Raw genomic sequence first — 20,323 nt, 5'->3', positions numbered from 1 at the left:
GCTTCTGCTAGCGCCGGGAACCGGCATACTGAAAGCGGGCGGGCATTTTGCCCGCTTTTTCGGGTTGTCCCGTTCCCGTGGTTCCTGCACATACGCCGCTTTGGTTTCTTTTCCGGCTTTTTGTATAATGACGTATGAGTCTATCCGACGGGGGCCGTGACTTCATGTCGAATCAAAAATGGAAAATTGCCATACTATTGCTATTTGCACTGTTCGCCTTCTTGCTGCTGCAATTTTTGCTCTCGACGATCCGCATCCGGGCCTTGGTCAAGCCGCCCGAAGCCGGTCTGCCGAACGGCCAAGCGGCTCGGCATGTCGTGCTAATTTCCCAGGAAATGGACAATCCATACTGGAGGTCTATCGAGCAGGGGGCCCGAGAAGCTGCCGGGCAGTTCGGACTGGAGCTGGAATATACCGGGCCGAACCGCATCAATCCGGCAGAGCAAATCCGGCTGCTGGAAAAAGCGATCGCGGCCAAAGCCGATGCCGTGCTGGCGCAAGGAATCGGCGATCCGCAGTATCGCCGGCTGATCGATAAAGCCGTTTCGCAGGGGATCGCGGTCATCGCCGTGGATACGGACGAGCCTGGCAGCCGGCGGCTCTCTTACGTAGGCACCGACAATTCCGCGGCCGGCGAGCGGATGGGCGAACTTGTCGCCCAAGCCGCGGGCGGTCAGGGCACCATCGGCGTGATCATCGGCAATGAGCAGGCGTATAATCAACGCCTGCGGTTGGACGGATTTCGATCCGTCATTAAGCGTTATCCCGGACTTGCCGTAGCCGAAGTCCGCTCGTCCGACATTTCCCGCCTCCAAGCGGCCGAACAAGCGGCCGATCTTCTGACGCAGCGCCCGGAAATCGGCTATATGGTCGGCTTGAGCGCCCTGGACGGGCCGGGAATCGCCGAAGCCGCGCGCCGGGTGAAGCCGCGCAGCCTTGCTGTTTTTGCCTTTGACGATGTGAAGGAGACAAAGGACGGCATCCGCCAGGGACAGATCGCCACCGCCATCGTCCAGCAGCCACACGAAATCGGCTATCAGGCCGTTTCGCTGGCGAACGATTTTTTTCATGGCAAAGCGGTGCAGCCGCAGCTGTTCACTTCAACCACCGTGCTGGACCGCAGCAGCCTCGGCAGTGAAGCCGCCGGCGGAACCGGCGAAACCGGAGGAAACGGGCCATGACGATCCGTACCAAATTGCTTTTATTTATTCCTCTGCTGGTGCTGCTGACGAATTCAGTCACTTTCTTTTTGTTCGAAAACGGGAAAGCCGTGCAGCAAAGTTACGATACGAGAATGGACCGCTTTCTCTTGTACAAACAGTCCTCCCAAAAAGCCGAAAACATGCTGAAAACGCTCTACAACTACCTTCTGAGCCCTGACGAAAACAGCCATGCGGAGCTGAACGCGATGCAAAGCGAGCTGCTTGCGCTGCGTGCCGCACTGGCCGGTCAGGAAAACGCCGCGGTCAATCCGTCCGTATTGGCCGGCTACGCCAACCTGATCGGCACCCTTTTGGAACAGGCGGGGGCGTCGCTGTCCAAAGCCGATTCCCACGAATCCCGCGAGGCGCTGAACCATTACGAGGACGCGGAAAAGACGACCGGCTTTATCCGCGATGAAAGCCAGCATCTCGTCGATTTGGAGCTGAGCTCGTACCAATCCGCCTATCAGGATATTCATGACGCGCAGCAGCGAATGTACCGGCTGGGCGCGGCGGTATTCGTCGTGAACACGCTGCTCAGCGTCGTCCTTGCGGTATGGATATCCCGCAGCATAACGTGGCCGGTCAACCGCCTGGTGCAAACAGCCAGACACATCTCCCGGGGAGACCTGCATACGGATCCGGGGCTGCATGGCGGGGACGAGCTCGGCTTATTATCCAATACGTTTCGGCACATGATGGGCGATTTGCGGGAGCTGATAGCCAAAGAGAAGGAAAGCCTCGAAAAAGACAGGCTTATGAAGGAATTGGAGCTGCAAGCCTTGCAGAGCCAGATCAATCCCCATTTTTTGTTTAATACGCTGAACAGCATTTCCAAACTTGCCCTCATCGAAGGAGCGGAGCAGACCAGCGATCTGATCGTATCCATGTCCAACCTGCTGCGGTACAATTTGCGCAAGCTGGACGAGCCGGCGACTTTGCGGGACGAGCTGGCGCATGTCCGGGAATACATCCGGATTCAGCAAACCCGGTTTCGCGACAGGGTCCGCTTTGAAACGGAGGTCGATGAAGCCGTGCTGAACGAACCGATCCCTTTGCTGACGATCCAGCCTCTTGTGGAAAATGCGTTCGTCCACGGCATTGAAAAGATGGAGCGCGGCGCGGTCATTCGCTTGAGCATTCGCGGCGAAGCCGATGCGGTAGCGATTCAGGTCGCGGACAACGGCAGCGGCATGAGCGAGGAAACCCGCCGGTCGATGCTGCAGCTTGAAGCCGGGGCCGGCACTAAGGATTCCGCGGGCATCGGGACCAGGAATGTGTTTAAGCGGCTGCAGTTGTTTTACGGAAGCGGAGACTGGGTGCATATTCAAAGCGAGCCCGGAAAAGGAACGACGGTATCCGTCCGGATTCCGTATCGAAAGGAAGGTGACAGGACGCATGTACCGGATGTTGATCGCGGATGACGAGGCGCTGGAGCGCGAAGGGCTGGAATGGATCATCCAGCGTATGATGCCGGATACGTTCCAGGTGATTCATGCGGAGAACGGACGGCGGGCGATCGAGCAGGCGGATGAGCACCGTCCGCACATTATTTTCATGGATGTCAATATGCCCGGCATCCAGGGGCTTACGGCTCTGCGGGAAATTCGGCGGCGGCTGCCGGATGCGAAATTCGTGATGGTGACGGCTTACGACCATTTTGCTTATGCCCAGGAGGCGATGTCGCTCGGAGTCAAGCAGTACATCGTCAAACCGGCGAGCCGCGAGCAAGTCGTCAAAACGCTGCAGCAGCTGCTCGAAGAGCTGGATACGGAAAAAAGCAAGCGCGCAGAGGAATTGGAGCTGCGGGACAAAGTGTCCCAGCTGCAGCCTTTGGTCGAAAACGAGCTGGCTATGCTTTTCATGGTCGATCAGGTGCTCGATGCGAGCGTGGAGCAGTTGTCCGAGTGGCTGGAATTCCCCATCGACGACGGCTGTGCAATCGTAATCGCTTTTCCGGAGCATCTGCATGCCCGCACGAAGAAAAAGATGTATGATACCATCCGGAATTTTGCCAAAACGCACGGCTCATGCATCGTCAGTTCGCTGATCGATCTGCACATGGCCGTTTTCCTCAGAAAACCGCCGGAATTATCCGCCTCCTTATGGAAAGCAGAAGTTTTGAGCTTTGGCGAAAAGGTATGCTCCTTGACCGAACGCCAGCTGGAGCTGTCCGTTTCGGTCGGCATCGGGACGGAGCGCAGCGGGTCCGAAGGTTTTCGCAAGTCATATTTTGAAGCGGTATTTGCTTCCACTTGCTATGACCAGGGCGGCCGGGTATGCAGCTTCGATGACCTGAAAGAAGGCCATTCGGACGGGCCGTCCTCCGCCAAAGGCGAACCCCTGTCATCGCCGTCTCCCGCCAGGCAGTCCTACGTCTTGTCCGCGCTGGAGCGCATCCGGGAAGAGCGCGAGCAGCAAACCTTGTCGGTGCTGGACAAAGCGAAAAGCTATATTCGGGACCAATACACCGAAGACATATCGCTGGAGGAAGTCGCCGATTTCGTCCACCTCAATCCCCACTATTTCAGTAAGGTATTCAAGCAGCAAGTCGGCGAAACGTTCATTGATTTTGTAACCGGCTTGCGGATCGAAAAGGCCAAGGAACTGATCGCTGCCGGCTCGGTCAGCCTTAAGGAAGTATGCTTCGAGGTCGGATACAAAGACCCGAATTATTTTAGCAGGGTGTTCAAAAAAGTAACGGGAGTCACCCCGACCGAGTACCGCGGCCAGACCAAATAAGCCCAAGCGGGCGATGTTCACGTCTTGAACGGACGTGGACTTTTTTGTGTTCGGACAGCAAGAATGTGCTAGTCCGGCCGCGTAGGGGGCGATGCGCCGGCAATTGCAAAATAAATGCGGCAAGACCACAAATAAGTGCAGACGATCCCTCCTTTTGCGAACTTTGCGGCATGCTATAATGAACTCGTTTCCGTATGGAGATACTGAGAGGAGTGATCAAAATGGAAGCAGCTGTTCGCATAGAAAACGAAAATGAAAAAATCAGCATCAAGTTTGTAACGCTCGTTTCGATTATCGCCGCATTGGGCGGTTTGCTGTTTGGCTTCGATACAGCCGTTGTCTCGGGCGCGATCGGATTTATGCAGGAGCGGTTCGGCCTGAATGAAGTGCAGGTCGGCTGGGCCGTATCCAGCCTGATCATCGGCTGTATCGTCGGCGCCGCCGGTTCCGGCGTGCTCAGCGACAAGTTCGGCCGCAAAAAAGTGCTTATCGCCGCGGCCTTCTTGTTTATTATCGGCTCGCTCGGCTCCGCGATTCCGGCTACTTTTTCCGGATACATTATAGCCCGGATCATCGGCGGTGTCGGCATCGGCATCACCTCGACCCTGTGCCCGCTGTACAATGCCGAAATCGCGCCGGCCAAATACCGCGGCAGACTTGTCGCGTTCAACCAGTTTGCTACGGTTACGGGCATTTTTCTCGTATATTTTGTCAATTTGAGCATTGCCGGCGCCGGGGACGAGGCATGGAATATTTCCACCGGCTGGCGCCTGATGTTCGGCATCGGCGTCATTCCCGGCCTGCTGTTCATGGCGCTGCTGTTTTTCGTGCCTGAAAGCCCAAGATGGCTGATCAAGCAAAAACGCCCCGCAGAGGCGCTGCCGATTCTGCTGAAAATTCATGGCGAGGAACTTGCCCGCAAAGAAGTGCTCGACATTAAAGAATCGTTCAAAGAGGAAAGCAACGGCTCCATCAAAGAACTGTTTAAACCCGGGCTGCGCTGGGCTCTCATTGCGGGTGTAGTGCTGGCTATCCTGCAGCAGGTGACCGGCATCAACGCGATCATGTATTACGCCCCGGAAATTTTCAAGCAAATGGGCGCGGGCACAAGCGCTTCGCTGGTGCAAACGATTCTCATCGGCTTCATCAATTTTATGTTCACCATCTTGTCTTTATGGCTGATCGATAGAGTGGGACGCAAAGCGCTGCTGCTCGTCGGGTCCGCAATGATGACGCTGTGCCTGCTCGTTATCGGCATCGCTTTTCATACCGGCTATACAAGCGGGCCGCTCGTGCTTATTTTCATCCTGATCTACGTGGCATCCTTCGCCGTGTCGCTCGGACCGGTCGTCTGGGTCATTTTGTCAGAAATTTTCCCGAACCGCATCCGCGGCAGAGCTACGGCAATCGCATCCATGGCGCTGTGGGCGGCGGACTATATCGTCTCCCAATCGTTCCCGCCGATGCTTCAATCCGCCGGACCTGCCATCACCTTCTGGATTTTCGGCGTAATGTCGCTGTTCACATTCCTGTTCACCTGGCGCGCCGTGCCTGAAACGAAAGGAAAATCGCTGGAGGAAATCGAATCCATGTGGACTTCGAAACAAGCTTAAGCTTTTATGAAAGAAGGGGTTGTCTCAACGGACAGCCCCTTCTTTATGCACAAAAGCAACTCCGCCCGACAGACTCCTAACGGAAAAAACTGCTGATTTGCAGGCTGCTCAGAAACCCACAAGCCGAACCGATCGCCCACAATCTGCCTGGTTGCGCGAAGAAAACCTGCAAAAGTACAGTTTTTGCCCGGTTGATACGCTGGTCACGACGAATTCCTGCAAATGTGCAGGCTTTTCGCCGCGAACATGGGCTCAGATTCATTTTCGCGGAAAATTCCTGCACAATCGCAGGCTTTTCGCCAAAACGAGCCACTTTTGCGAAAAAAACTGCACTTTCGCAGGTTTTCTCCCGGGCCAAACCGCTTTGCCCCCTACTTCAGCTCCGTAACCCGTGTAAGAGAGACGTGGGTGGGAGAGAGCGGCTGTTCCCCTCTGATTCCTCTAAGCCGCCACTTTATCAACAATCTGATTTATGCAGGCTTTCTTCGCGCAGCCAGGCGATTGTGCAACCGGCTCTGGCGTGTACGTTTTTCTCAACAGCCTGAGATTTGCTGTGGTCGGACCGACCGCCATGCAGCGCAAATACCACGCGCTGGGAGCTGCGCGCGGTGCGAATTCTGTCGGCGGGGCAACGCCGCGCGTTTGCAGCTTTGCCGGACGCGGCGCCAGCCCCACAAGCATCTCACAAGCTGCTTGTGCGGCAGCCTTCCTGCTTTTACCGCCCTGCGCTCTTTTCCACCTGTACCCGCCCGGAGAAAAAGGTCGCTCCTCCGCCCATATCGGCCACACGGTCAGGCGTCAGCGCATTGACCAACGCCGGCGCTTTGCCTTCCGGTGAGTCGGCCCAGAGGCCTTGACTGACGACGACTCCCGGGAGCACGTCCTCTCCGGCCGAGGCGACCAGTTCGCATTCCCCTCGCCCGTTCCAGACCCGCACCTTGTCGCCGGTCGCCACTCCAAGGGCTGCGGCATCCGCTGCATTCATATGCAGCTTTGGCGCTTTTTCCATGCGCACATGCTTGGCATTATTGGAAAAGGTCGAATTCAAAAAGTTATGATTCGGCGCCGGAACGAACAAAAACGGCAGCTTCTCGTCTTCGTGAAGCGGCGTATAAACAGGCAGCGGCGGATAGCCCCGGCTTTCCATCGTCTGCGAATAAAGCTCGATTTTCCCGCTTGGGGTACTTAGCCGCCCCGGGAAGAGCGGCCGAACCGCCGCTTTGACAAACTGTTTTTCCAGCAGCGCCTCATAGGTGAGCCCGTCCAAATACGGATTGTCCGGGTGATCCAGCGCCTGGCGGATCATCGCTTCCTCCGAATCCTGCAGCGCCTGCTCCTCAAAACCCATCGCCCGCGCCAGCAAGCGGAACACTTCCGCATTGGATTTGCTTTCCGCGTAAGGTTCTGCAACCGGCTGCTGAATTTGCACGTAATGATGCCAGTAAGACCGGTAAAAATCGGTATTTTCAAAAGACGACGTAGCAGGCAGCACGATATCCGCATACAACGCCGTTTCTGTCAGAAACAAGTCGTGCACGACGGTAAACAAATCCTCCCGGGCGAGACCTTCTCTGACTTTATTGGCGTGCGGAGCTACGAGCGCCGGGTTCGAATTGTACACGTAGAGCGAACGGACCGGAGGGTCCAGTTCAAGCAGCGCGCTCCCCAGCAAGTTCATATTAATGCGCCGCGTATTCACGGTCAGCAAATCCGGGCGCTGCAGTGCAGCCGTGTTGTGCTCCAGGTAGCCGCCGTTTCCCTTGATCGCGCCGCCGCCCTTGTGGAGCCACTGGCCTGTAAGCGCGGGCAGGCAGGCAATCGTGCGCACGCACATGCCGCCGTTATCGTGATGCTGCGGGCCGTTGCCGATCCGAATGAACGACGGCGAGGACTGGCCGTACATCCGGGCTAGCCGGTATATATCTTCGACCGGCACACCCGTCACGGCGGACACCGTCAGAGGATCGTACTTCCGGACATGCTTCCTCAGTTCCTCGTATCCTACGGTGTACTCTTTCAAGAAAGCTTCGTCCGTCAAACCTTCGTCGAACAAAATATGCATCAGCCCCAGGGCAAGCGCCGCATCGGTTCCCGGCAGTACCGGAATGAACCAATCCGCCCAGCGGCCTGTCTGATTTTTATGAACATCGATCACGACGATTTTCGCGCCGTTTTTACGCGCCTTCTCCGCAAGCACGACCTGGTGCATGTTCGTACTGACCGCATTGATGCCCCACATCACAATAAACTTGGAATGAACCGTATCCTCGGGGTCGATCCCGAAGCTCCCGCCCATCGTATAATTGTAACCTTCCGTTCCGGCGGCCTGGCAGATCGAATACAGCAGCCGGCTCGCGCCCAGGCGATGGAAAAAACGGCGATCCATGCCCTCCGTGCCGATTCGGCCCATGTTCCCGTAAAAGCTGTAAGGAAGAATCGCCTCCGCCCCATGTTCGGCAATCAACTGTTTCCAGTTGGCGGCGATCGTGCCCAAAGCTTCCTCCCAAGTGATCCGCTCAAAGCGGTTCTCGCCTTTGTTTCCGACGCGTTTTAGCGGAAATTGCAGCCGCTCGGGGTCGTATAACCGTTCCGCCATATGGCGGACTTTGTTGCAAATCGCGCCTTGCGTGACCGGGTGCGCGGGGTCCCCTTCTATTTTCACAATTTTTCCGTCCTCTTTATGAACGAGCAGTCCGCACTGATCCGGACAATCCAGCGAACATACCGAGGGGAAAATTCCGTTGCGACGATCGACAGACATTTGGACTCGGCTCCTTCCGGCTTTGCATCTTCTCTATTGTAACGAAACTGCCGGGAGATGCCAACGGCCGCAATAAAGGCCGATGCAGTAACAAATATCACAGCCTGCACCGCCAATTTTCAGCTACCATGTAAATATGCAGTGCGAAGGAAACAATGAGGGGAGTGCGTACCCGTGAAAAAAGAACATATCATTCACTTTAAAGTCATTCGCAAAGACAGCGTGAAGCTTCTGAGAGGCGTCATATTTTTGGAAGAAGGCCAGCAGCCTACCCTTCATGATTTTGCTCAATGTCTAAAGGATTGCGGCCACGAAGTGCGTTTGGAAAACAAGGAAAAGGCGATTTTCAGAGCGTACAGACCGGGCGAAGAATATATCATCGACATTTTGGAAGATTACGAAGATCATTCGCGGGATCTGGCGACCGAAAATTTAGCCAAAAACATGCTGAAAAACGATTCTATCGAATAAGAAGCATGGTAAACTGAAACTATCAAAAACGAGAGGGGCTTCGGTATGCGTCTGGGCCTGATCCAAAAAATCGTCATCGGAATTGTAGCCGTTTCCATCATCACTTACGGCACTAGCGCTTTTTTCATTCTTTATATTAAAGACGCGGCCGCGAGCGGCATTCCCGGCTGGCTGTTCACTTTAGGCACTTTGAGCCTGGGCGTGTGCTGGACCGGTTTGTTGGGCTGGTTGATGGCGCGCTGGATCGTCCGGCCACTGCTGAGATTGGCCAAATTCGCCGACGATGCGGCTTTGGGCCGCCTCGACATCAGCATCCCCGATCACAAATCGGATGATGAACTCGGCATGCTGACCGCTTCCTTTCAGAAAATGGTCCGCCATCTTCGGGACATGATCGTCGACATCTCCCAGCACATTACGGTCGCCGAACAAAGCTCCGCCTCGTTAAACAGCGCCATCGGGGCTGCGGCGAAGCAGGCCGAGCAAATTTCGCAGAGCACCGAGGACATTTCAAACAGCACCCACAGGCAGGAGCAGCAGTCTCTAGAGTGCCTGAACGCCATCGAGTCGGCCGCGCAAGCCGCGGCGGAGATGAACGGGAAGGCGGCGGACGTTCACGAGCTTTCCCGGCAAATGGTCGTCACCATCCGGGAAAGCGGCAGCGACATTCAATCGCTGTTGGCCGGGATATCGGATCTTTCCACGATCAGCGAGGACTCCACAGCGCTGGCAAACAAGCTGCAAGCGCATACCGCCGAAATCGGCAAAGTATCCGGATGGGTCGGGGAAATCGCCGATCAGACGCACCTGCTCGCTTTAAACGCCAGCATTGAAGCGGCCAGAGCCGGCGACGAGGGCATCGGATTCTCGGTCGTAGCCCTGGAAATCAGAAAGCTGGCCGAACAGAGCGCCCATGCCGTCAAAAACATCGACAGGCTGGTCAAGGACATTCAGGCGCAAGTGCATACGATGGAGGACAAAATAGCCGATCAGGTGCGCCACATTCACGAAGAGCTCGGAAGAGGGCAAAAAGCCGGCGCGGCCATGGAGCATATCGGCGCCGCCGTGCATCAGACGGCGGACGCCGTAAACATGATTGCGAGAACGGTAGGCGAGCAGGCGCAAAAAATTGGCCTCTCGGAATCGAGAGGCCAGGAGATAGCTTTCATTTCCAAACAAATTACGGATATGGCTATGCAAGCCGCCTCGGCCACGCAGGAGCAAACCGCATTCATGCAGGAAATTTCTTTTTCGGCGAACGTTCTCAGCGAGCAGGCTCAAGGCCTGAAAGAGAAAATCAAAATGTTCAGCATTTAATCAGCGATTATTTGGAAAATATGTTTTCCGCCTCATCCATCGACAACTTGCTGCCCAGCGACGAATAGTCCAGCCACGGCTGGTCGGCGATCGGGTAAACGTGATTTTGCTTCACGGCTTTGAGCCCTTGCCAGATCGGGTTGCCCTGCAGCTGCTTGAACACCTTCTGAGCCTCCTCATCCCGGTTGACAACGACGAAAATCGCATCGGCGTCAAAGTCGGGCAGCACCTCCTGGGAAATCACCTCGTAAGCTTTGTTAATTTTCTCAACGCCTTTGGCAGGCTGCAATTTCAAATCGTCGAACAGGATCGGGCCCATCGGACGCTTCATGCCGAAGACGCGGAGCTCTTTGCTCGTAACCCGGATCGCCATCACTTTGCCGGTGCCGATCTTGTTTGCAATGAGCCCTTTAACGCGCTCTTTTTCGGTGTCATATTCTTTGATAAAATCTTCTGCCTGTTTTTCGCGGTTCACGGCCTTTCCGACTTGTTTCAGCGTGTCTCTCCATGTCCCTTCGTCCAGATCGAACACTTGAACCGGAGCGATTTTCTCATATTTGGCAAGATCGTTGCCGGCGTACTGCTTGTCGAGGAAAATCACGTCAGGCTTTAAGGCAAGCAAAGCTTCCATATCCGGGTCTGAAACTACGCCCAGCTTTTTCGTGTTTTGCAGGCGGTCTTTGACGTGCGGCAAAAAGTCTTTCAGGTCGCCGCCGATGGCCGAGCCGACAGGCGTAATGCCGAGCGCGAGCAGGTGGTTCGTCAGATGAATCGACAGCGAAGCGATTCTCTGCTCTTTGGCGGCTGCGGGCGTTGGCGACGCCGCTGCCGTTGTCCCGGCATTGGCCGCGGCCGGGCTCGGCTCAGCCGGAGCCGCCGCCTTGCCGCAGGCGGCCAGTACTAGTATTACGATCATGCTCATGATGAGTAAAGATGTCTTTTTCATGGTTTTCTCCCTTGGTTATGTATGTTTGGTTTTCACTAGCAAATACAGAAAATAAGGCGCTCCGACGGCCGCTACGATGACCCCGGCCGGAATCGAGTTCGGCTGGAAGACCGAACGTCCGATCGTATCCGCGATCACCAGGATGACAAGGCCGATGAGCCCGGATATCGGCAGCAGATGCCGGTGCATCGGACCGACCAGCCGGCGCGCAAGCTGCGGCGCCGCCAGCCCGATGAAACCGACGCCGCCGGCCATCGATACGCTGGCGCTCGATAAAGCGACGGCTGCTCCCAGCAAAAGCAGCCGGTTTCTGCGCACCGGCGCTCCGAGGCCGGCCGCCACCTGGTCGCCGAAAGCAAAGGCGTCCAGCGCTCTGGACTGGAGCATCGTGTAAGGCGCCAACAGCGCAATCCAGGGCAGCAGCGCATACACATGAAGCCAGTCTCTTCCCCATATGTTGCCGGCCAGCCATCTTGCGGCGAACGTATACGTTTTGTCGTCCAGGCGAAGCGATAAATACAGCGTGATTGCGCTAAAACCCGCCGCAACCGCAATTCCGATCAGCAGCAATTGAATCGGCTGCACCCCTTTGTGCCGGTCGTAAGCCAGAATCACAATCAGGAAAGCCGCCGCCACGCCGCCCGCGAAAGTGAACAGCGGAATGAGCAGCGAAACCGGGCCCTGCATCGAACGGAAGAAGGACATAAAAATGATAAGGCCGAATGCCGCGCCTGCATGAAGCCCGAGAATGCCCGGATCGGCGAGCGCATTGCGCGACAGCCCTTGCAAAATGGCTCCCGATACTCCAAGGCCGATCCCCGCCAGCATGGCAACGACAATACGCGGCAAGCGGTAGTCGAACAGCACGGTCTTGTCGTCCTCGCTGCCATAGCCGAGAAAGGTTTGCACCACATGCAGCGGAGACAGCCGGATCGTGCCGGTATTCAGACTTATAAGGATGACTGCCAGCGAAATCAGGACCAGGACGATCCCCACTGCAAAAGCTTTCTTTCCCCTGCTTTTAGTTTGCAGTTGCATCTACAAGCTCCTCCTTTCTTTTCGCGCCAAATACAAAAAGAAAGGAACGCCGACGAGCGCGACCATCACGCCGATGGCAAGCTCTTTCGGCGGGTTGACCGTCCGGGCGCCCAGATCGGCCAGAACGAGCAGCACCGCGCCCAGAATCGCAGACAGCGGAATGATGAAGCGGTAGTCCACGCCGGTAAGCTTTCGCGAAATATGCGGGATGACAAGCCCGATAAACCCGATGGAGCCGGCCGCCGACACGGAGACGCCCGCCAAAATAACCGCAGCGGTCATCGCGAGCATGCGTGTCCGCTTCGTTCGCACGCCCAAATTTACCGCCGCCTCATCCCCAAGCGCCATCAGCGAGACGGCACGTCCCATCGTCATTGCCCAAAGGATCGCCAGCAGGATAACCGGCACCAGGAGCTGGAGATGAGACCATTTGACCCCGGCCACCCCGCCCGCATACCAAAAAGCCAAATCCTGGTTCAAATCAAAATAAATCGCGATTCCCGAGCTGAGCGAATGCAGCATCGCGGCGACTACGGCACCGGCTACGGTGAGCCGCAAAGGCGTCAGCCCGCCCGGCCCCGCCGAGGCAAGCGCAAAAATCACGACCGTACTGAGCACGGCTCCGCCAAAAGACAGCGCCATTAAAGCGGAGTACGGCAAATTCGGCAAAACGGCGAAGCTGACCGCCACCACCAGCATCGCGCCCGCATTAATGCCCAGGATGCCGGCATCGGCAAGCGGGTTGCGCGTAACGCCCTGCATCAGCGCGCCGGCCACGGCCAGTCCCGCTCCTACTACGGCAGCGCCTATGACGCGGGGAAGCCGCAGTTCATGGATAATTTGATGCGCGGTCACAGACGGATCATAGTGCACGACCGCCGTCCATACCGTTTTCATGGTAAGCTCCTTCGCCCCATATGAGATCGCGAGAAACATCGACAGCAGCAATCCGAATATAGCCAAAACGAAAATGAGCACAAAAAGCACGACGTTCGTACGCGCCGCAGCAGCAGATGTCCACTGCTCTTGCAGTCGATTCTGTTCCATTGCATATTCCTTCTCGAGTAGTATTGATAATCATTATCAATAAAGTGTATTATAAAATCCGTTTTCCGCGGCGTCCATGACATATTTTAAGATTCGTTTCCATGTTATTTCTTTAGATGTACGACGACTTGCGCGAGCCTTCCAGCATCGATACCGCTTCCTCCAATTGACGCCCGATGGCATACGGCGCATAGACCTTCCACTTTTCCCACTCCAGAAAATAGTAACGGTTCGCGCGAATCGCGGAATGCCGCAGCCACATCGGGTTCGTAGCGATCTGATGCATGATGCGCCGCACCTCGTCCGCCGATTGTACGACCAGGAACAGGTAGTCCGAATCGTAGTCGCCGAGCTCCTCGATCGCGGCGGCCGTCCAGGTCAATTGGGTACCGGGACGATACCGGTGAATTGACGTGCGGACGCGCTCCGGAGGCGACAGCTGCAGGCTGCGGTAAAAAACGTGGCCGATATTGCGTGCCGCGTATACCCTGAATTCGCCCGGCGCAATCCGCCAAATGGCTGCCGTCGCGCTGCCAATAACGCTTTTCACCCTTTTCCGCGCCCGCTCCGCCCGTTGCTCGTAAAGGCTTATCCAATCCCTGGCCGCCTGCTCCTTCCCGACAATCCGGGCGATCTCCAGCATATGGTCGAAGATGTCCCCGGGCTTCCACGGAATCGAAATAATCGGGGCGATATCGCCGATATGGTCCCTCGCTTTTTGCAGCACATTGTCTTTGCATACAATGAGATCGGGCTTGACGTCGAAAAAAGCCTGCCTGTCGATGTCCCATGTCTCGTAAGCGTGAAACGGCAGCGTCAGCGACTTGATCGCCTGGGGCAGCAGCGGGTGAATTTGCGCGGCACACGGCACCACCCCGAGGGTGAACAAATGGTCCGTATACGGAAACGAAAGCGAAACGATATTCGGACACGTTTGCTTCAAATACTGCGTAGGCGCGTAGCCGTAGTTCTCTTTAAACCGGCGGCTGAAATAAAACTCGTCGCGATAGCCGACATGTGCGGCGACCTCGCGGACTTTTTTGTCGGAGACGCGAAGCAGCTCCTTCGCTTTGTTCATGCGCAGCCGGGTCAAAAATTCAATCGGGCTTTTGTTCATTTTTTGCTTGAACAGCTGCGAATAATACGACGGATGCATACCGGCGAGCTCTGCCAGCTTGTCCAGCTTGATGTCCGTATGATACGCCTCCTGCATGTAGCGGACCGTCAGTTGGAGCGGCTCCTCGGGGCTGGTCGGCGGCGGTGAGGCGGGCTCGCTCTGCAGCAAAACTTCCAGCAATTCGTACATGCGCTGCTGCTGCCGGAAGCGGTGGCCGGAATCCGCATGCGCATAGGCATCTGCAGCCGGGCGCTCTTCCGCAAGCTGCAAAACAAGGCGCTGAATGCGGTTCAAATCGTTCCGCACGCTTCCTTGCACGGGAAAGCTTGTTTCCCGCTCGTACACTTTTCTTTGATCCGTGTTTTCCGTCGCCCGGAATAAATCGAACGCAATCCGGTACATTTTCGCATCTTTGCCCGATGAACCTTTTGCTTCTACGGTCGTGCCGGGAAGCAGCAGCCAGGCGGATTTGCCGGTTATGCCGGCGGGTATATCATTTACGAGGATCGTGCCTCTCATTTTGACAAAAAAAAGCAGCGTATGCGATGAAACCGTATGCCGCTCCAGACACCGCTCAGCCGCAAAGCCCGATACCGCATCCGCCTCTTTGATTTCCAGCATCGTCCCATGCAGAAAGGTACTCGCCCGGTCGGATCGACCCATTCCATATGCCTCCCTGAATTGCTTTGCCGAATGAAAAGTTTTAGTGATAATCATTATCAATATCATACAACAAAACGTGCGCATGCGAAAGCGGCTATCTTTTGAACGGACCGTCCTGGTGCCATTCGCCGTATAGCCTCTGCATACATGTAACCATTCCGCTGCATTTCCGGGTGTTTCACTGGTATAACGGTTGAGCGTAATGTTGAAGCGGCGGATAACAAGGAGGAAAAGCGTGGATGTCCTGAATTTGCTCGAAAGGATAGTGCTTGGTCGCGAATTGCGTATGGTACAAGTACTCAAGCAAATAAATTTCACCGTTCTGAATCGTACACATTACCCCTGACACACCCTGTCCATTCGTCAAAGATACGCCTACCGGACGGCCGATTAAGAAAAAAGCTTTTTGCAGCCATGGCATACGGCTCCCCTCCTTTTGGAACACTGTATGCGTCCCTGACAGCCCGCGTGTTTGTCTGCCGCATTTTCGCGCGCCGCTCTGCGTCGGTTAGCGCCGGTCCGCCCGCCCCCCCGGTTTCCGTTGTCCACGCCTGGGAAGCGATACAGCACGCCAAAACGCCAAAAAAAGCTGCCGGAACTTTCCCGGCAGCCTTACGTATAGATGTTCATCAGCATTTTTATTTTTTCCCGGACAGGCCCAAACGGTTAACAAAAGATGAGTAAGCGGCGGGCCGGCTTCCGTTATCTTGTCCTGCACCGTTCGGCTTGGATTTCAATTTGCCGGAAAGCTCCATGAACCACGCTTCATCGCGGGTTGACAGCGCAATATCGATCAACGCTTTTATTTGTTCATCGGCTTCCATGGAAATCATCGCTAATTTTTTCAACTTGCTCACTGAAACCAAGGCAATCGTACCTATGATCTCCTCATTATCGGATTGAAGAACATTCACTCTGGCGATTCCCAACAATTCATGAATCGATTCAATGTACCCGTGGACTAATTCCCCAGCATCCGTTCTGCCTTGCACCCAATCGCTGATTTCAAAGTTCATCTTTCTGCACCACCCATCTGAAGTTATATAATTATTCTATTTAACTATCATAATAATAGTTACAGTTTATTTTGTCAAATGGCTAAGAAAAGACGGCCGCTCTTTCACAACCTACGGCCTCTATTGCACGGGTTGGGGTGCTGAAGTGGGGACAGGGCGGCTTGGCAGGGAAAAAGCCTGCGAAAGTGCAGGCTTTTTCCATGAAAGTACCTCATTTGGGCGAAAAGCCTGCGATTGTGCAGGAATTTTCTATAAAAATGTATCTGAGCCCATGTTCGCGGCGAAAAGCCTGCACATTTGCAGGAATTTTTCGTTTGCAGCGTATCATCCAAGCAAAAACTGTACTTTTGCAGGTTTTCTTCGCGCCACCAGAACCAGGCAGATTGTGCGCGCCCCTACGGCGATGTTACGAACCGGCTGATTTCGGCCAGCAGCGATTTGTGGTCGAACGAGCCTTTTTGATAAACGCTTTTTACGAAACCGTTCAATTTCATCCTGTCTTCCGACGTGATCGACTTCGCGGTGATGACGATAATCGGAATAGCGCTCCAAGCGTCGTGCTTGCGCAGCTCTTCAACGAACTGAAAGCCGTCCATCTCCGGCATCATCAAATCCAGCAAAATCAGCTCAGGTATTTTCCTTGCCATAAATTCCAAAGCGAATCTGCCGTTGCCGGCCTGGGTCACCACATACCCTTCCTTTTGCAGCAGCTTGGCCATTAAGGCGCTTGTGGTCGCGTCGTCCTCGATCACCAGAACGGAGTGTTCCTTATGTTTCGAGATGTACTTGTCTATGACGCCGATCAACCGTTCCCGCTGCACCGGCTTCGTCAGAAATTCGGAAGCGCCAAGCTCGTAGCCCAGGTGCCTGTCGTCCGTCATCGATAATATAATAACGGGAATATCCTGCAGCTCGGGATCGTTCTTAAGCGCGGCCAGCACGCTCCACCCGTCCATGCTCGGCATCAGAATGTCCAGACAGATTACCTTGGGACGAAGCTTTTTGGTCAGCAAAAGCCCTTCCTCTCCGCTCTCGGCAAACGTCAAGTCCCATCCTTCCTTGGCCAAATATTTCCGTATCAATTGTTGGTTAAAAGGCTCGTCGTCGATCACCAGAACGCTCATCGGACCGTTATCCTCCGCTGTGCCGGAATCGCCCGCGGACAGAGCCTGGCTATTGTCCCGCCCGGGAGGAACGGCAGGAAGCCAGCACGTAAATGTGCTGCCGGATCCCAGTTCGCTTTCGACCGAAATGTCGCCGCCCAAAATGCTGCAGAAGTTTTGGCTGATAGCCAGCCCGAGACCGGTGCCTCCGTACTTGCGCGTAGTTGAAGCGTCGGCTTGCGTAAACGGCTGGAACAGTTTCTCGATTTGTTCCGGCGTCATGCCGATTCCCGTATCCTTGACCCGGAAGCAGAAGCCCTCGACGCCCTTTTTCGCTTGGCGGTACACCTCGAGACCGATGGTGCCGTTTTTCGTAAATTTGCTCGCATTGCTGAGCAGGTTGAACAATATTTGCCGCATCTTCGTCACATCGGTCGTGATTTCGCCTTCTATTTCGCTGGATTCCAGCCGGTTCCCATTGCCTTCGATCATCGGTTTTACCGTCGTCAGCACGTCCTGAATCAGTTCCGGCAAATGGCACGGCTCCAAATAAATTTCCATTTTACCGGCTTCGATTTTCGAAATATCCAAAATATCGTTAATAAGCGCCAGCAGATGCCTGCCCGATTTGCCGATTTTGCCAAGATCGTCCACAAAAGTCGGCTCGCCCAGTTCTTCCGCTTCCTCCATCAGCATTTCGCTGTACCCGATGATAGCATTGAGCGGCGTCCGCAGTTCATGGCTCATATTGGCCAGAAACTGGCTTTTGATCATATTCGCCTGGATCGCCTCGTCGTGGGCTTTCTCAAGCTGTGCCGTGCGTTCCTTCACCAATTCCTCCAAATGGTCGTTTAACTTTCGGAGCTCCTGGTTCATGATGTAAATTTCGTTTGTTTTTTCCTCAATCTCCAAATCTTTATGAGACAGGCGCTTGGAAATATAAATTCCCAAGAGGGACAGTGCGAGCGTAAACAAAGTGCCTCCGGCTATGAAATAAGCCGACCATTTTTGATCCAGCACCATTCCTGAGGATAGCGCCGCTTTGCCCCCCAAATGAAATTGGGCGGCCATCATTCCCGTATAATGCATACCGACGATCGCGGCGCCCATAATCAATCCGCTCCCGATCTTTTTCCACACTTCGCCGCTTTCTTTGCCCGTACGGAAATAAAACGATAACCATAAAGCCGCGATGGACGCGACGATCGCAATGACGATGGACAGCGCAAAATAGAACGGGTCGTACGAAATATCGACCTGCATGGCGGCCATACCGATGTAATGCATCGCCGAAATGCCCACGGCCAGCATCAGCCCGCCGCCGATCAATTGGCGCAATGTCAGCTGATTGCGGCCTACGACGTTCAGAGCGACGAAAGACGCGCTGACAGCCGCGAGCACGGACAGCAGCACGAGCATAAGATCGTATCCGATCGGTATAGGCAGCGAAAAGGCGAGCATTCCGACAAAATGCATCGACCATATACCCATCCCCATGGCAATGGCGCCGAATGAGAGCCACAGCCAACGGGCTCCGCCTGCGGCAGTGCTGATCCGTGCGGTTAAATCAAGAACCGTATAAGACGCAACGACAGCTACGATATATGAAAATATGACCAGTCCCGTATCGTACGTACCATGAACATGCTGCATGTACAATCCCTCTCTCTGTTTGTCGATTATTGTCGTAATGTTCTTCTTTCAATATATTACCATCCCTCTCTTCACTTGCTCAATGAAAATATGCGAAAAAAGCATCAAATAAGGTATAATAGTTGCAGATAAGGTAAGGGGTGAACGTTTTGCCTAAAGCGAAAATATTCATTAGCTCCGTAGGCCAAGACGAATTGCGGCCGATTCGAAACGCCGTTTTCGAGCAATTGACGGAAATCGGGCATGATCCTCTTATGTACGAACGAAATTTTGGCCCGTGGGACTCGCATCAGGATCCTATTAGCAAATGCCTCAAAAAAGTCGAAGAGTCGGAAGTTTTTCTTTTATTTATTAAAGATAAAGGGGGCACGTTCTACCCCAAATACGACCGGACGATTACCCATCTGGAGTACATACAGGCAACCCGTTTGAATAAGACCGTGCTTGTCTTTGTAGAAACCGGCGTCAAGCGCCTGTTTTTCAGCACTATGAAAGGCATTATCGAAGAAATTACGAACAGGCATGCCGAAGAAACCGGGGCTTATCCTAAAGCCGCGGACATTACAGCCGCATTAAAAAGCCATACTCAAGTACCTTCCCACATCGATCCGTACGTGTGGTTTTTCATCGATGATTTGGTCAAAAAAGGGATTTATACGGAAGAGCTCTCACTGGGCGTCTCTATCGACTGGAAAGACTATTTCAGCGACCTGATGCGCAGAGGCGTTCTGCTGCTTCCGCTTGAAGCTACGTTCGAAACGTATACGAAACAAATTCAACTGCATGAAGAGTTCGCTCAATTCATCGAGCGCAATATTCCGCTTTTTCAACATTTACCGAAAGATCGGATGGCGCTCTTTTTCGCCGATTTTATGAGCAAGCTCAAAGGCAGAATGGTAAAGCGCCATTATGGAAACTATATGTCCGAGGACATCGGCGCCTTTCATGATTGCTCGGCCGTTACGATATATACGCGCGACAACGGGCGGATGAATTTGCTGCTGGAAGTCGGGAATACGACTAGCGAACCTTTTTTTCTGCTGAATAATGAAAAATCGTACGTATCGATTACGGCGAAAAGGGACAATCCGGAGCAGCTTTTTTTCAATGAAGCCAAGCAAACGCTCTACTTAACGGTAAAATGCCAGGACCGGGTCATGACCTGCCACTTTCGGGCCGATTCCGGTTGGGATGCGCGGAAGTTTGTCACTTTTCGAGATGACGTATTATATGCTATAATGAACCAGAACCCTATGGTTTTTGAATTTGCCCGGAAAATGATCGGAGGGATGCAGCCATGACAACTGTATATGTATCCATTAACGGAAAAGTGTCGGTAGCCGTAGGCGAGCAGCCCAAAGACGCGCTGCTTTTTGTTTCTCCCAACAAGAGCTTTCAAGATTTGCTAAGAGAGCAAAAGGAAGAAAGCACGAAAGCTTTGGAATTGATAAAAAGCCGGTTCGCGGCAGCAAGACGCCGATAAGCGAACAGCGTACATACCAACCGAAACGACGCCAAGCGCGGCCAGATCAGGGAAACCTGACGGCCGGGCTTTTTTTGTTGCGGCTGCCTGTTTCTATCAATGGAAACATTTGAGGGGTGATCCCCCCTAGTTTTCTATGCTAGAATGAAAC

17 protein-coding genes are annotated in these 20,323 nt (G+C 54.3%); 8 read left to right on the top strand and 9 right to left on the bottom strand.

Going from position 1 to position 20,323, the window contains the following annotated elements; genetic code table 11:
- The first annotated feature begins 164 nt into the window (after positions 1-164).
- The 4 genes from AC3G2T_RS30410 (at position 165) to AC3G2T_RS30395 (ending at position 5,557) form a co-directional block, all read left to right on the top strand.
- Positions 165-1,181, top strand: a complete 1,017-nt coding sequence (locus tag AC3G2T_RS30410) for a substrate-binding domain-containing protein (protein WP_488437860.1) — start codon at positions 165-167, stop codon at positions 1,179-1,181.
- Positions 1,178-2,626, top strand: coding sequence for a sensor histidine kinase (locus tag AC3G2T_RS30405; protein WP_488437859.1), 1,449 nt, complete (start codon positions 1,178-1,180; stop codon positions 2,624-2,626). Before AC3G2T_RS30410 ends, AC3G2T_RS30405 begins: the two co-directional genes overlap by 4 nt.
- Positions 2,601-3,944, top strand: a complete 1,344-nt coding sequence (locus AC3G2T_RS30400) for an AraC family transcriptional regulator (protein WP_488437858.1) — start codon at positions 2,601-2,603, stop codon at positions 3,942-3,944. The genes AC3G2T_RS30405 and AC3G2T_RS30400 overlap by 26 nt, the downstream gene beginning before the upstream one ends.
- Before the next feature lie 221 nt (positions 3,945-4,165).
- Positions 4,166-5,557, top strand: a complete 1,392-nt coding sequence (locus AC3G2T_RS30395; protein ID WP_474685152.1) for a sugar porter family MFS transporter — start codon at positions 4,166-4,168, stop codon at positions 5,555-5,557.
- 76 nt (positions 5,558-5,633) lie between these two features.
- Here the strand turns inward: AC3G2T_RS30395 and AC3G2T_RS30390 are convergent, their stop codons facing one another.
- Positions 5,634-5,915: a hypothetical protein gene (locus AC3G2T_RS30390; RefSeq protein WP_488437857.1), complete on the bottom strand. Its 282-nt coding sequence runs from the start codon at positions 5,913-5,915 to the stop codon at positions 5,634-5,636.
- Between the two features lie 357 nt (positions 5,916-6,272).
- A complete protein-coding gene (locus AC3G2T_RS30385) occupies positions 6,273-8,318 on the bottom strand; it encodes a molybdopterin oxidoreductase family protein (RefSeq protein WP_488437856.1) in 2,046 nt (681 codons plus the stop codon).
- A gap of 174 nt (positions 8,319-8,492) precedes the next feature.
- Between AC3G2T_RS30385 and AC3G2T_RS30380 the strand changes: the two genes are divergently transcribed.
- A complete protein-coding gene (locus AC3G2T_RS30380) occupies positions 8,493-8,789 on the top strand; it encodes a hypothetical protein (protein WP_474685154.1) in 297 nt (98 codons plus the stop codon).
- 45 nt (positions 8,790-8,834) lie between these two features.
- A complete protein-coding gene (locus tag AC3G2T_RS30375; RefSeq protein ID WP_474685155.1) occupies positions 8,835-10,106 on the top strand; it encodes a methyl-accepting chemotaxis protein in 1,272 nt (423 codons plus the stop codon).
- A 7-nt stretch (positions 10,107-10,113) separates the two neighbouring features.
- Here the strand turns inward: AC3G2T_RS30375 and AC3G2T_RS30370 are convergent, their stop codons facing one another.
- From AC3G2T_RS30370 to AC3G2T_RS30340, 7 genes are all read right to left on the bottom strand, one after another.
- On the bottom strand, positions 10,114-11,052 hold the full coding sequence (locus AC3G2T_RS30370) for an ABC transporter substrate-binding protein (protein ID WP_474685156.1): 939 nt from the start codon (positions 11,050-11,052) through the stop codon (positions 10,114-10,116).
- A 15-nt stretch (positions 11,053-11,067) separates the two neighbouring features.
- Positions 11,068-12,090: a FecCD family ABC transporter permease gene (locus AC3G2T_RS30365; RefSeq protein ID WP_474685157.1), complete on the bottom strand. Its 1,023-nt coding sequence runs from the start codon at positions 12,088-12,090 to the stop codon at positions 11,068-11,070.
- Entirely contained in the window at positions 12,091-13,137 is a 1,047-nt protein-coding gene (locus AC3G2T_RS30360) for a FecCD family ABC transporter permease (RefSeq protein ID WP_488437855.1), read from the bottom strand.
- 112 nt (positions 13,138-13,249) lie between these two features.
- Positions 13,250-14,917, bottom strand: a complete 1,668-nt coding sequence (locus tag AC3G2T_RS30355) for an AraC family transcriptional regulator (protein ID WP_488437854.1) — start codon at positions 14,915-14,917, stop codon at positions 13,250-13,252.
- Positions 14,918-15,095: 178 nt separating this feature from the next.
- Positions 15,096-15,338 (bottom strand): hypothetical protein, encoded by a 243-nt coding sequence (locus AC3G2T_RS30350; RefSeq protein WP_474685159.1) that lies wholly within the window; start codon positions 15,336-15,338, stop codon positions 15,096-15,098.
- Positions 15,339-15,555: 217 nt separating this feature from the next.
- The gene (locus AC3G2T_RS30345) at positions 15,556-15,933 is read right to left on the bottom strand and encodes an IDEAL domain-containing protein (RefSeq protein WP_474685160.1); all 378 of its coding nucleotides are present in this window, start codon (positions 15,931-15,933) and stop codon (positions 15,556-15,558) included.
- 395 nt (positions 15,934-16,328) lie between these two features.
- The gene (locus AC3G2T_RS30340) at positions 16,329-18,689 is read right to left on the bottom strand and encodes an MHYT domain-containing protein (RefSeq protein ID WP_474685161.1); all 2,361 of its coding nucleotides are present in this window, start codon (positions 18,687-18,689) and stop codon (positions 16,329-16,331) included.
- Positions 18,690-18,838: 149 nt separating this feature from the next.
- Between AC3G2T_RS30340 and AC3G2T_RS30335 the strand changes: the two genes are divergently transcribed.
- Both AC3G2T_RS30335 and AC3G2T_RS30330 read left to right on the top strand, forming a co-directional pair.
- Positions 18,839-19,990 carry a DUF4062 domain-containing protein gene (locus AC3G2T_RS30335; RefSeq protein WP_488437853.1) on the top strand — a complete coding sequence of 384 codons (1,152 nt, stop codon included), beginning with the start codon at positions 18,839-18,841 and terminating at the stop codon, positions 19,988-19,990.
- Entirely contained in the window at positions 19,987-20,172 is a 186-nt protein-coding gene (locus AC3G2T_RS30330; protein WP_474685163.1) for a hypothetical protein, read from the top strand. The genes AC3G2T_RS30335 and AC3G2T_RS30330 overlap by 4 nt, the downstream gene beginning before the upstream one ends.
- Positions 20,173-20,323 lie beyond the last annotated feature (151 nt).

Source organism: Paenibacillus sp. sgz302191, from assembly GCF_057749925.1.
Note: the sequence above shows the minus strand (reverse complement) of the source record. Positions and strands in the feature narration are given on the sequence as shown.